Genomic DNA, 13711 nt, shown 5'->3' on the forward strand with positions numbered 1-13711 from the left:
GCAACATATTAGTTTATTAGGTTTAACTTGATCTAGAACTATTTTGTCAGTTGGTATAAACTGATGGAAAATGTGGGATGGTGTTGCAGCACTGTCCCCTTTTCTTTTTTAAATGTTTCTTTATTGTTTCATAGGCATTAGAAATATTAAAAAGTTAATTAATGGTTATCGTATTGCTCTCGTTATCTTTAATATAGGTAAATTTATTATTGAGGGCAAGCACACGTATTACATGTTCAATCCCATCATGGGTCCGGAATTTTCCGGTATAGTGCGCATCAAGAATCTGTTGATTGTTAATGACAAAATTCACATCATAATAGAGTTTTAATTTCTCCATTATATCGCGTAGGGAGATATCGTTGAAACAAATAAGCCCTTCTTTCCAACGAAAATAGTCTGTTGTATGTATCTTTTCTTTAGTAAGTTGGTTTTTACTTAGTCTGGCCATGTCACCTGGTTTCAGTTTCATGAGAGATACTTCACTTTTCTTTTGCAGAATTTCTACAGCACCTTCCAATAAGGCTGTTTCCCATATACTATCTTTCTCATAGGCCAGCACATTGAATTCTGTCCCCAGCACCCGGATATTGCATCGGTTAGTTCCAACAATAAAAGGTTGTTTTATATTAGAACTGACTTTAAAATATCCTTCACCATCTAATTCTACATGACGTACCTTTTTAGAAAACCGTCCCGGAAAAGTCAACCGGCTACCGGAATTCAGCCATACATGCGTTCCATCAGCCAGGTATAATTCGGCATGCTGGCCTGCCGGAACAACTACCGTTTGCATATTCTCCTCCTTGTCTTGTAAAACGTGGTGAGTGTAAAAATAAGTGGTTGCCACAGTAAAAACAATGACAGCCGCTATCCGTACAATAACATCGAGAACCCTCCTCAGCGGATCTTTCTTCTCTTGTTGTATATCAACGGGACTTTTAGTCTGCCATAACGTAATGTCATACAATTTACGTTGCCGCTTATATTCTCTAAGATGCTGTTCATCTTCGCGCAGCCACTCCATTATCCTCTGTGACTCTTTTTCAGAGGCATTTCCTGCTATATATTTTTGTAATAGTTCATCCATCTTTTTATCGTTTTCATTTATATAACGATTCATCTTCGGTTTACCCTAAACGAAAAAGAATATTTTTTTCAAAAGATAAAGGAACGTGCGTAGTAATCGGTGTTACATATGGTAAAAAAAGAAATAAAATAAAGGCAGGTAATCTTTTAGCGTTTTTCTAAGAGCCTTAAGTGATTTGGATATATGATATTCCACATCTTTGATTGAAATATTTAATTCGCAGGCAATTTCCCGATTTGTTTTATTTCCAAATCGGCTGAGAGTAAATATACGGGAGGTTTGTTCAGGTAATGATTGCAATGTTCTTTGCACAATATCCATAACTTCTTTCGAGAATATTTCATTTGGATTACAGTCTTCCAGTGAGGAGAGGCGAAGAGCTAACTCTTCATTTTGTTTCTCACTAATCCGTGTGATGACCTGTTGTTTCATGCTTTCATGACGTAAGTAGTCTAAGGCTTTATTTCGCAAAATACTGAGCAACATCGGTTCAATATTTTCCACCGGGTTGTCCTGTATCCATTGCCACAGTTTGATGAGTGATTCAGATGCAATATCCTCGGCTACCATCTCATTGTGTATATACGACTTTACAAATAGAAAAGACTTTTTGTAATATCGCATATAAATATTATTAAAAGAATTCTCTGGACGAGTGAGTTTTGCAGGCATTTTAATTCTTTTTAGTTCATTAAAAATTTTGAGAAACAAAAATATAAAATGATATTTGATTCGCAAATTTTCTTTTTAGCTATTTATCCCAGCCAATAGATGTAGAGTGTTTGGTTTATTTCGTTATCCTCCTTCTCATGAGTGGTTGGAAAACTGTTTCCCATTTGATGTCAATCGTTCTGTTTTGCCAGATGAAAGGTGTAGTTTATTTTCTATTCGAGAGATGGTACAAGCAGTATCGTAATATAGAATTTATTTCCGTTGAGATTATGTATGGAGGAGAATCTGTTCAAAACATTAGCAAGGATGATGTCCAGAGTATTGAAATAGGTATAAAAAATCTTGTTCTTGTCTTCAGCAATGGTCTTACAGTCCATTACTATAATCTATGTTATAATACTTGAATGGACTGATCGAAAAATAGAGGTGATGTGTTAGCATTGAATGATGGTATTAAAGTATGGATTGAGTGTCTGCTGCGATATACTGAACATTGGCCGATTGTATACATCCCATACATTGTAAAAGTCTCTGGATGTCTTTTTTTTCGTGTGGTATGAGAATCTAATAGCGCAATTTGTAGGGATAAATAGTCCAAAGACAGATATCGGTTTTATGATTCTGTGCGACTTAGGAGCATGAACTGAATAATGGTTTGGCAGCGAAATATGCTGTTAAACCATTCGGTTTTCGTTAAACGAAAACACAACTTGCTGTCCCCTAATGGGGACAACGATTTGAATATTACGCTATATCCATATAGTGCTATAAAGCCTTTTGTCAGGGGAAAAACGCATACGGTTTCCGCCGGTTTTTCTGCATTTCCGATCTTCTGAAGGGGAATATTTCCCCACAGAACGTGCGTCTTCCCGCTATACTGCTATAACCATATAGCCATATAAAAAAGAATCGGAAATTGAAATATCATTGATTGACAGCATAATTCATTGATTTTCGAGAATCTCTTCTGTAGTCTTTAGTCCGCTATACCACTATCGGCATAGCTTTAGTTATCTCTATTTCGATGTCACCCCCTATGTGGTTCGCCATATCATGATATATCGCTATCCGGCTAACCCGTTATACCGCTATCAACATATCCCCGTCTATTCCTATTTCGATGTCACATCTTATGCGGTCAGCCATATCATGATATATCGTTATCTGACTATTCCGATATATTGCCGCCTTTTGTCATCCGGGACTTGCAGCGGATAAGATAAGGATCCCCCCAATAAGGACTTTTAGTCTAAAACAAAGTAAGCTAATGCAGTGATAATAAAGTTCTTATGATTATAGTTTCTCCTATAAAAGCATTATCTTAGTAGAGTAAATAAAGAAGCTAACAAGTTATGAACAAGCAAGTTAGAAGCATTTTAGCACAAGAGACAACAAAAACGAGCAAGATCCGGCAACTGTATCTTTTAGGGATTCCCCGTGCGGAAATCGCAAGGATGGTGACCAACGGTAATTACGGTTTTGTCGTGAACGCCCTGCGCCGGATGAATGAACGTGAGGGCGGTCTGAATATCCATCCGGCGACAGCTGCACTGGATTATACTTTCACCCGCAAGTTCGGTATCGAGATCGAGGCTTACAACTGCTCCCGTGAACGGCTCGCACGCGAGCTCAGGGAGGCCGGTATCGAGGTTATGGTGGAAAGTTATAACCATACCACCCGTCCGCATTGGAAACTCGTGACGGACGGCAGTCTGAACGGCAACGACACCTTTGAACTGGTCAGTCCGATCCTGGTCGGTGAAGCCGGGTTACAGGAACTGGAGAAGGGCTGCTGGGTGCTTGACCTGTGTGACGTGAAGGTGAACGGGAGCTGCGGGCTTCATGTACATATCGATGCCGCCGGTTTCAGCATGGAAACCTGGCGTAACCTGTCCCTGAGCTACAAGCACCTGGAACCGGTCATCGACAGGTTCATACCGGCATCCCGCAGGGACAACTACTATTGCCGTGGCCTGGGTCATGTCTCTGACGGGATGATACGTTCCGCCCGGATGGTGGACGAGCTGAAAGGAAGGATCGGTGACCGTTACCATAAGGTGGACCTCGAGGCCTACTCACGGCACAAGACGATCGAGTTCCGCCAGCATTCCGGAACGACCTGCTTCACAAAAATGCGCAACTGGGTACTGTTTCTCCACAAATTAGTTACCTTTGCCACGAGGGGACAGGTGCCTGTGGCCACCGCGCTCCAGAACATCCCCTTCCTCGACAGTGAACAGAAACTATATTATAAATTTAAGGACTAAAAAAATATCGACATGAACAGGCATATATATTTTAGCGGATGGCGGCAGGATTGCCGCCTCCGGCCCTTCCGAGTTTGTACGCATCCTGCGTGAAGGCAGCTGGTTTGACAGCGGATGCACCGACGAGGAGTACATAGTGAATTTCTCCGGACGGTACAGGGAACTGCACGGGGTGACGGTGAGAACCGACACCCCGGAGCAGTTCATGGACGACCTGAAAAAGTACGGTTACATCAGGGGCTGAGAAGCCCGTTCCTTTTATTGTTACGCTCCCTGCCGGTCTCACATGGACCAACAGGGATTTTTCTTTTCATCGCCGTAGTGTTCCCGTCCTGCTGTCTCCTCGTATATCGCTATCTTGCCAACATGAGTTCCCGCTATCTTCATAGCTTGACATATCACTATTCCAATAACATAAGCTGTTACAATATCCGTAGCCTGGTGTACCATTATCCCAAGAATGTAAGCTGTCAATATCTCCATGGCTTGACATGTCACAATCCTAGCAACATCGGGGAGAATCCTGGCCTCCCGCCGGACTGCCATTTGTTATGTCTTTTGCTGGCATTGACTATTCATGTCTATATATGACTATAACTGACAAGGTATCCTTTCCCACGTTTATTCTTTTTTTCTTTGCAGAGTAGGACGATAATCCGCCATCAGGAACATCCGCCTTACAAAACGCCCAATTGTCACATGGAATTAATGTATAAATCATAGTTATGGACAGCATTGAAAGGAAAAAAACAAAACCGTATAATATCAACGAGAAGGAGATACTGGATATAGTTGCCGCTAAAGGCTCATATTTGAGCAGTATTTCCGAGAATCTGGAAGAGGTGCCGCCCCACAAGGAGTCTTCATCCCGGGCGGAAAGTAAAAAGACGATAACGGATGAAGAGGTAAAAAAATACATTGAAGCCCTCCTGAACAATTTTTCATCCAACCGGCGCAAGCCCCTGCATATTGATGCACAGGTGTACGAATGTATCTCAGACATTGTCTGGGCAGTCAGACGTAAGGATTTTACTGTTTCCGGTGTTATAAGCCGCATACTGGTTGAACATATCAAAGAAAACGCCGGCATGATAAAGAAGATCACAGGACGAGATTACAAACTGTTACAGCCGTAATATGACGGGAAGTCCTCCTTAAAACAGCTCTGGAGGGGGAGTCGGAAATCACGACTCCCATCCGGAAGTGCATTTGGAAAGTATTTTGAACTGTATTTCAATAATTTGAGTTTCTAAAAGGAAGCTATTTTAAATAAAAACAAGAAAAATGGAAGTATATTACATTGAAGCCGGAATCTTTGAGGAAATGCTGGCTAGGGCTGATAGCCTGTCCGCACAGGTGGACCGCTTGTATGAAAAAAACAGGGAAAAGAAACCGGGAGAGTGAATGGATAACCAGGATGTCTGCCTGCGCCTTGACATCTCTCCACGTACCCTGCAGACTCTCCGGGATACCGGACGGCTGGCATTCACCCAAATCCAACGGAAAATCTACTACAGGCCGGAGGACGTGGAAAAGCTGATGGTCTATGCCGCCATGAAACGCAAGGAAAAGGCGGTGAGAGAAAAAAGAAAGAATGAATAATTAATTGGATGCAACATGGAAGGAATTATTAGCAAAGAGACGTGCAGTGTCCGCCGATTCTTTGGCCTGCTGGATAACATTCAGACGAAGCTGGAAAGGCTTGCGGAGGATAACCGCCCCCTGTTTAACGGTGAGCGTTTTCTCTCTGACAAGGAATTGTCGGACCTGTTAAAAATCAGCCGCAGATGCCTGCAGGATTATAGGGACCAGGGGCGTATTTCTTATATCCGGCTAGGTGGAAAAATTTTGTATAAGGTATCCGACATTGAGAAACTCCTGGAAGATAATTATCATGAGGCCCTGATATAATCGGACGTTCAATACTCAAGAATGCCGGCCGGAACCATTAAACATCGGTTTCGGCTGGCATTTCATTATTCGGATATTTCCGTTAGGGGGACCGTACTCCCTTTCTGTCTTCTTTTCATCAGCCGGTCCATGTCACCGGATATCTTCTGGTCGGTAACCTATGCATAGACCTGCGTACTGTTGATGTTCGTATGGCCCATCATCTTGGCGATGCTCTCTATCGGGATGCCGGAGGACAGCATCAGGGTTCCAAACGAATGCCGTGCGGTATAGGGCGTGACATCGGAATAAGGATAAACGGGGATATGCTGATAGTGATATAACATGATATGGTGAGCTGCATAGAGGATGACCTCGAAATAGAGATAACTAAAGCTATACTGATAGTGGTATAGCGGACTAAAGACTACAGAAGACATTCCCGTAAATCGGTGAATTATGCTGTCAATCAATGATATTTTAATTTCTGATTCTTTTATATGGCTATATAGTTATAGCAGTATAGTGGGAAGACGCATGTTCTGTGGGGAAACATTTACATTCAAAAAACCGGAAATGCGGAAAAAATGGCAGAAACCGTATGCATTTTTCCCCTGACAAAAGGCTTTATAGCACTATATGGATATAGCGTGATATTCAAAACGTTGTCCCCATTAGGGGACAGCAAGTTGTGTTTTCGTTAAACGAAAACAGGACGGTTTAACGGCGAATATGCCGACAAACCATCCCAGCCTTTGCCTCCGGAGTTGGTATGTTTATAAGTGAAAAGACAACAGTATTAAAACAGAAGCAATTTAGCATATTTAAAAAATCATAATTCATTTCAGCCTTGACATTTTATTTTTAAAGCATAACTTTGTGTTCGGATAAATAAAAATAGCTTCTTATGGTATATTGTAACTTATTGTTTTTGATATTTTTATAAATATAATATAACTAGATGTACATATCCAATAACGCTTACAGCGGTTTGAACTCACTTCGTGGAGGGCTGAAGCATAGCTATTGGAGCGGTTCATCACTTCTTGACACGACAACCTTTCAATCTGAAAGTGGAAAGCCATCATGTAATTATACGATTTCCCGAAATATGCAGTTTGGCTTTCAGGACACCCTTTCTATGGATTCCAATGTTTTTTTCATACGCTGATGGGGAATGTATTGGTACACCTATCTATTTCTTTTTTGCTTCCAATACGGTGTCCTAAAGGATACCTCACAAAGGCTTAATTTTAACGAACTGGCCCGTGTAACGAAAAAATACAGTTTATCCGTGAGAGTAACTGGTGCTGCCGACAGTTCTACTGGTACATCAGGTATCAACGATTCTTTGAATATATCAAGAGCTTGCTTGGTTGCTACAGAACTGGAATGACATGGAATATCGGCCGAACGTATTATCAGAATTAGTTAAGGAGAAATTGCCGACTATACACCTGCGGAATCCAACAGATATACGAAAGTAGAGTTGTTTTTTCAGAAGCGAAATAGAAATTTCACATAATTGATATTTAATTTTATCACAACTAATAAAGCCTCCCCGCTGTGAAACGAAAAGTTTTTTTTCGATATGGTACACGCTATGCCGCCATTTCCATACCGTCGAGACCAGAGTAAAAATTACTTCGAGGCTTCGAGTGACTCTTTTCTGAAACGTTTGAGGAGTTTTTCAAGTTCGAGTGATGCTTTGCGGGCACGGGTTCCGGCAGCTTTGTTTCCTTTTTCTACCTGGAGGCTGGCATCTTTTGAAAATTGATCAAACAATTCACTGATTTGTGCAAATGTTTTTTCCATGGTCATATTTTTAAATGTTATACAATACTTTGCAAATATAGTAAAAAAATCAGGGATCAGATTATATTGTAATATATTCGTTATAGTATGATATCTCCTTTTATCCTCTCCCATATATTTCCCATTCCGAGTATTTCCTGATCGTGTCATTGGCAATTCTCTTCGGAGGGATTTTATCTATAAAGTTAGTGATAAAAAGTGGGAAAACCGCAGTGGATGCAACGAGTGCAGGATAATAATGTGAAATACCGTTATTTGTTGATGTGGGGGGAAGTAGAGGAGAGCCTTTGATATGCTGGAAATCAAATGCAACTAGTAGAGAGATAACGGATTCATCCGGAACCGAACCGATTCTGTGATCGATTCTGAGTACGACAGAAGGAAGTAGAAAGAAACGCTGAAAGCGTGTAAAGCTGCTCAATAAACAGCTCGGGAGCTAAGGAAAGACGCTGATGAGTTCCAAACATAGATGAGAAAAAGCCGAAGCAATGAATCATGTTCTCCGCTTCGGCTAATTTGACTTACCTTTTTTCCCTCTGTGCCGTGTTCTTTCTCGAGCTGCAACTGTGTTAGTAAGCAGCTCCTTGTTTTTATTGCAACCCTTTAGTCTTGGCAAGGACGGAGCGCATACCCGAATCCCCGATCGACCATATATGTTGGCTGTACGTCTACTGAGCTAGTTCTAAGGTAATAATTATTGCCCTTCGCTACCGGATGTGCCGACCAGAAGCAACCCTGTGTCCCGATACTACCTGGCCGCATAGTGGAATAACTACGATACCCTAACGCCGGGAAGAAAATGCTCTGTGTTTTTTCGGAATTTGTATAAAAATACCAACCTTTTTCCGAACTACTCCAGGTACCGTTAACTTGAGTGGAAGATGATACACTTTCTCCTGTTGTGGTAAATCCTGTGAAAGCGTTACTGGCAGGAAGTTTAAAACCAACGGGACACGGATCGTAAATAGTCTTGTTAACAGGATTGTCATTGGCAGAAGTTGTTTTATTATCGGCACTCCACAGGTTGTAATAGGTATAATCTCCATTATATCTATTGTGCATCAGATTAGGATTGAGAATACAGTTCTTGATACAATCATTCCCGGCCGAAAAGGTTCCTTTCATAGGATTTGCTGTAGATGGAATTCCCTCCTTGTCATACCAGATTTTGGTTGTGTTACCCATTCCGTTCGAAGGGTAGAGCGGATCTTTACGTCCCCATTGATAAAAAGGAGCATTACTTCCGGTAGCGATTACGTTCGCCAACTGCTTGATGGTTATTTCCTTACTCTGGTCCCCGGCAATGAATTTTACCTTGCAACTCCGTTCTTCATAGGTGATGGTATTACCGTCGCATTGTCCCAGATTAACGGGCATAAAATTATATTTTACGTTTTGATGATTGGTTATCTCAATCACATTGTTAATGTCTTCGTCTGTAACCCAGACATGCCAGGACCAGAGGATGGCATCACTCACATCCTTGATCGCAATGACGGCATTGCCTTGCCGGATGGAAGAACGGTCCACTTTGAAAGAGATATTGCCGCCATTGGAATCGGCATTGTATTTTATATCCGTAACCAGGTTCATCGCATCCTGCCAGACCAGTTCGGCCTTGGCCGGCGTACATCCATTACCGCTGATGTATGGATCCGTGATCCCGTTCCCGGCATGGTTGATGAAAGGATTCAGGATATTGGTTCCTGTCACCGTGGAGGTATACGCGGAAGCGTTCGTGGCTGAGTTCTTGATCGCATTGCCATATACCAGCGGCAAAGAATAGTAACCGGGAGCGTTGACCACGTAACAGTTGGCAGTGTTCTCAACAGTATTCCCCCCGGTGTTGTTGGAAAGGTTATACGGTGTGGTTTCCGATCCCTTGGCTGTGGCCGCCTTCAAAGCATTCTCATGTAAATCATTTGATATTCCGGTCTGCGCCTCGACCGTCGCATCACAAGGTTGCGCAAATTCACCGCCGGTACCAGATGCCGTGAATGCGGTAAGCCATACCGGCTTGGTGTCTGTCCACGTGGTTCCGTCTTCTGCATATTGTGCGGTCCATTCGGCAGCTTCTTTTTCCCCTTGGGCGTTTTGCCTGTAACTGGTAACACAATATTGCTGTGTACCACCGGTATATGTAAAATCGGCCAGGGCAGTGACATCAAGCGTGTAAGTCCAGTTGAGAGAACTACTGGATATTTTGTAGGTCACAGTCTTGCCCATCGGCCACTCACTTCCTTTTATATCGGCTATTAAAGTGTGGCCTGTATGGGTGTCGTCTGTGAATAAGACTTCTATCTGCGCGCCCTCAGGAAACCGCTGGGGCAGCATCATAAAGGTCTGCGCCTCACTCGTGAGCGCCTCGTCAGCTGTTCCTGTCGTCACTTTATCCAATGCCTGTGAGAAGGAGGCGGGAGTATCCAAACCGCTCCAGGTTTGTGTCCCCATATTGTAAGTTCCTCTGGAATAAACGTTTTTCAAACGGACCTGCTTGACCGTACCTTCCCGCATATCATTCCCGCACACGAATCTGACGGCGGTCAGTGCATGGTTGAAGGTCAGTGCAACAGCCGTGTTACTGTTTCCCCCGAGCTCAGATGACCGGGCTACCAGCAGGTCCTCCTGTTGGCTCACCTCTTCCGGCACGGTCACGCTGATACGGGGGGGAGCCGGCCTGCCCCTACCCGGAAAACACGTACCGGGCGTTCTCTTTGGGTGCATAGGCGAATTCCGCAGGCATTTTTATTATATCATCCGAAAATAGAAAGATAATCAGGCATAGCTATGCATACCGCCCAGCAGATAATTTACTCCGAAGTAAGTCATCAGCACCGTAAGGAAAGCCAACACCATATAAGCATGGAAGAACCGGGGTTGCCGGAAGACGGCAAGCGATGGTCCGTGGAATGCCGCACCATAGATTAAAAAGGAGATCAAAGCCCAGACTTCTTTCGGGTCCCAGGCCCAATAACGCCCCCATGAAACATTTGCCCACACAGCACCAATAAAAATTCCCGCCCCCAGACAAAATACTGCCGGATAGAGCATCAACCGACTGAAAAGCATCAATTGCTCCACACGGACCTTACGCTGTTCCTGAATCTCCGAATCGATTGCCTTTTTTCGCCAACCTCCTATGCAGAATGCCAGTAATCCATTTAGCATCATAAAGGCAAACAATGCATAAGATACCATAATCAGAGAAACATGAATACTTAACCAGGGAGACAGCAACACAGGCATCAGAGGAGTGATCTGAGGATTGTTCTGCCCAAGATAAGCTACCAACAAGGCAAAACCCGAAATGAGCAATCCAAAAGACAACGTAAAAGAGAAGCGACACCGGAATATGCATGCAAGCAGAAGTGTACACAGTGCCATAAATTGCATGGTTTCATATCCATTGCTCAACGGAATACGTCCGCCAACATACCACCGCAAACAGTAGCCAAAGAGTTGAAAAAGGAATGCTGCATAAAGTGCAACTGTAAAAACGCTCCATGCCTTACCTGCCGAACGATGCATGCTGCAATAAAGTAAATAGAAAAATGCCAGCATCCCTACAGTCAGATTGAACATGAACAACAGTTTGCTGAATGGAATACGATTGTACAATATTTCAGCCTGCACTTTTACGTCAGATAGTGGTTTTATACTCCCATCTTCCGGTAAAGGATGGATAAGTGTTCCACTCCGTAGCATCAGTATCAATCCTACCTTTTCGTCCGTTTCCATGATAGCCTTTTCCAACGAAGTCATTTTCATATGTGGCTTTTGTCCACCCTTCCAAAATTCCTGCAATCGATAGTTTTGTCCATCAAACAAATCAGTAAGACGGGCATAAGAAGACGATAACCGGAGTAAATGACGAAGTTCCGCACTCTTTATATAAATCATCGGTTCATTCTGCCAAACCTCCGGACGAAGTAGCCAACCTCCGACAACCTGTTCGGGTGTCATACCACCATAAGAAGGTTTTCCGGTCAGTTTCAATACAAAGTCTCGTGCAAGAGTATTAAAAGGTACTACGCGATCATGATAAATCACTTGTTTGAATGCCAGACTATCCGCCTGCCTGAGTGCAAGTGCCGGAAGGCTTCTGTTTTCTGCTTGCACCACCGTTACCACAGCCATGAGCAACCACACAAACATTCCCCCTTTCCGAAGCAATGGATGCCTGAGTAATCTACGGAATTCTCCACTGCGACCGACAAGCATCCACAACATGGAGATACCCAGCAAAATATATCCTGCATACGTAACCCCTATTCCCCACGGATCATAATTCACTGACAACCAACTCCCCTCCTTATCATCATCAAAAGAAGACTGGTAAAAGCGATACCCCTGACGAGAGAGGATACGATTCATGGAAACTGGTTCCGCATCCCGGATATAGCTGACATAATCTGCCGGAGCCTCCGTCCCCGGATAATACTCCACCCGGAAACTGTCCAGACACAATGTGAATGGTAATTCGATCACCCGCTTACTGTCTTGGTCTATGAAAGTTCCCACCTCAGTGCCTACTGTGAGATGCATATATCCTTTCTTGCTGCATGAAAATGTAATCATGGCTCCCACCAAGATAAAAAGGAAGGAGCCATGCAACAACAATGCCGGGAGATGCCGCCACAACTGCCGCTTAACCAACACGACAACTGCCAATGCAGCAAGTACTCCCCACAAACAACAAAACCAAACTGTATGATAAACATACTTTTCTACAAACTCTGTTCCGCGTACATGCTCCACAAAGGTCACCACAGCAAGTAAAGCCACCAGACAGATATATAAGGAGACGAGACTTTTCTTCAGATTAAAAAGGTGCATATTCCTTATTCTTCAAAGCCTTAACTCCCATACATTCCATTTCGATCAACCATCCGGGACGGCATACAGGCGCATGTACAAATACTTTAGGAGTATCTGGGAAACACTTGTCATACATACTCTTCACAACTGCATAGTCTGCAATGTCACGCAAGTAAACAATCATATGCCCCAAATCATCAAACGTGCACTCCGCCTCTTTCAGCAAGGCTTCTACATTTTCCCACATCCGTTCCGTCTGCCTACGGATGTCGCCGGGGTATACTACTTCCCCTTTATTGTTGATACTTGCCGTACCTGAAATAAACACTTGACGCCGGTCACCGTAATCGACATACGTTCCGCGTTCAAAGCTGACACCATACTCATAAGTAGGATTCAGATGCGTAGGAGCATAAAGGAAGTGTATCTGTTCCGGCTTTAAGCCTGCCACAGCATAGGTATCCATTTGCACCAATACTTTAGGATCAGCATGACGTCCGCCGATACCTGTACTGGCAATATAGTGTGTTTTTTCCGTCAGGTTCTGAGTGACGAAAACCTCATTACGCGCCTTTACCACACCGGCATAATTCACATCCACATTCTGTACGAAGAACCAGGTACGGATACAGTTATCCGCCAATTTACATCCTTGTTCCATAAGTTGCATCGCGTAGTCATTCAGCAACAAACGGGTCTGGTACTCAGAATTTGCGGCACGATTGAAAACACTGCCTCCCCACAGGTGGCGGTACGCATTGTGCTTTACTTCAAACAATCCGTTGTGCAGCACTTGTGTCTGCACATTGGTCTGTAAATAAGCCCACAAAGCTATTTTCGTCCCATCCAAAGGGGGTTGCTCTACCACGGAAAGAGCACAGTCGGAACTTTCGGTAGTGATAGCCAGCAGGAGGTCAGCCTGATTGGCGGTATCACTCAGAAAATAACGTTTAAACACAGCCATGGCACCTTTCAATTCACCTGCAAGCAAATCATTGTAGGCATTGGCTACTGCATTTAATTGTTCTTCATAAGTGTCTTCCGGCCGGGTAGAGTGAATCATTACATGAAACTCTGAAACGCCTTCTTTTACTTCATATTTAAAAATCTCGGTTAATGTATTCTCTGATTGATTGGTTGGTTGTTTTTTGTTGTTCAT

Annotated in this window: 11 protein-coding genes and 3 pseudogenes; 6 read left to right on the forward strand and 8 right to left on the reverse strand. The window is 43.3% G+C overall.

Annotated features, from left to right (window positions below):
- Window positions 1–154: 154 nt before the first annotated feature.
- Together BT_RS12465 and BT_RS12470 are read right to left on the reverse strand one after the other, a co-directional pair.
- Window positions 155–1123, reverse strand: a complete 969-nt coding sequence (locus BT_RS12465) for a FecR family protein (RefSeq protein WP_005681496.1) — start codon at window positions 1121–1123, stop codon at window positions 155–157.
- 69 nt (window positions 1124–1192) lie between these two features.
- On the reverse strand, window positions 1193–1762 hold the full coding sequence (locus BT_RS12470; RefSeq protein WP_005681497.1) for an RNA polymerase sigma-70 factor: 570 nt from the start codon (window positions 1760–1762) through the stop codon (window positions 1193–1195).
- A 1352-nt stretch (window positions 1763–3114) separates the two neighbouring features.
- Between BT_RS12470 and BT_RS12475 the strand changes: the two are divergent.
- Together BT_RS12475 and BT_RS24645 are read left to right on the forward strand one after the other, a co-directional pair.
- Window positions 3115–4045: pseudogene (locus BT_RS12475) on the forward strand (amidoligase family protein).
- Between the two features lie 6 nt (window positions 4046–4051).
- On the forward strand, window positions 4052–4273 hold the full coding sequence (locus BT_RS24645; RefSeq protein WP_080714608.1) for a hypothetical protein: 222 nt from the start codon (window positions 4052–4054) through the stop codon (window positions 4271–4273).
- A 38-nt stretch (window positions 4274–4311) separates the two neighbouring features.
- On the opposite strand, the gene BT_RS12485 is transcribed toward BT_RS24645, so the two are convergent.
- Entirely contained in the window at window positions 4312–4575 is a 264-nt protein-coding gene (locus BT_RS12485) for a hypothetical protein (protein ID WP_005681500.1), read from the reverse strand.
- Between the two features lie 179 nt (window positions 4576–4754).
- Here BT_RS12485 and BT_RS12490 point away from each other — a divergent pair, with 179 nt between their 5' ends.
- The 3 genes from BT_RS12490 (at window position 4755) to BT_RS12500 (ending at window position 5940) form a co-directional block, all read left to right on the forward strand.
- The gene (locus tag BT_RS12490) at window positions 4755–5165 is read left to right on the forward strand and encodes a DUF3408 domain-containing protein (RefSeq protein WP_005681501.1); all 411 of its coding nucleotides are present in this window, start codon (window positions 4755–4757) and stop codon (window positions 5163–5165) included.
- 268 nt (window positions 5166–5433) lie between these two features.
- Window positions 5434–5631, forward strand: coding sequence for a helix-turn-helix domain-containing protein (locus BT_RS12495; RefSeq protein ID WP_005681504.1), 198 nt, complete (start codon window positions 5434–5436; stop codon window positions 5629–5631).
- Window positions 5632–5646: 15 nt separating this feature from the next.
- The gene (locus BT_RS12500; protein WP_005681506.1) at window positions 5647–5940 is read left to right on the forward strand and encodes a helix-turn-helix domain-containing protein; all 294 of its coding nucleotides are present in this window, start codon (window positions 5647–5649) and stop codon (window positions 5938–5940) included.
- 65 nt (window positions 5941–6005) lie between these two features.
- Here BT_RS12500 and BT_RS25010 read toward each other — a convergent pair.
- A pseudogene (locus BT_RS25010) lies at window positions 6006–6212 on the reverse strand (tyrosine-type recombinase/integrase); the annotation flags it as partial.
- Window positions 6213–6869: 657 nt separating this feature from the next.
- On the opposite strand from BT_RS25010, the pseudogene BT_RS25015 reads away from it, so the two are divergent.
- A pseudogene (locus tag BT_RS25015) lies at window positions 6870–7444 on the forward strand (OmpA family protein); the annotation flags it as partial.
- A gap of 116 nt (window positions 7445–7560) precedes the next feature.
- Here the strand turns inward: BT_RS25015 and BT_RS12515 are convergent.
- The 4 genes from BT_RS12515 to BT_RS12530 form a co-directional block, all read right to left on the reverse strand.
- Complete coding sequence (locus BT_RS12515) at window positions 7561–7734, reverse strand: histone H1 (RefSeq protein WP_005680417.1); 174 nt, start codon at window positions 7732–7734, stop codon at window positions 7561–7563.
- Window positions 7735–8337: 603 nt separating this feature from the next.
- The gene (locus tag BT_RS12520) at window positions 8338–10458 is read right to left on the reverse strand and encodes a fimbrillin family protein (RefSeq protein WP_005680416.1); all 2121 of its coding nucleotides are present in this window, start codon (window positions 10456–10458) and stop codon (window positions 8338–8340) included.
- A 51-nt stretch (window positions 10459–10509) separates the two neighbouring features.
- The gene (gene ccsA / locus BT_RS12525; RefSeq protein WP_005680415.1) at window positions 10510–12570 is read right to left on the reverse strand and encodes a cytochrome c biogenesis protein CcsA; all 2061 of its coding nucleotides are present in this window, start codon (window positions 12568–12570) and stop codon (window positions 10510–10512) included.
- Window positions 12557–13711, reverse strand: coding sequence for a Rid family hydrolase (locus tag BT_RS12530; RefSeq protein ID WP_005680414.1), 1155 nt, complete (start codon window positions 13709–13711; stop codon window positions 12557–12559). Before BT_RS12530 ends, ccsA begins: the two co-directional genes overlap by 14 nt.

The organism is Bacteroides thetaiotaomicron VPI-5482, assembly GCF_000011065.1.
Classification (GTDB): domain Bacteria; phylum Bacteroidota; class Bacteroidia; order Bacteroidales; family Bacteroidaceae; genus Bacteroides; species Bacteroides thetaiotaomicron.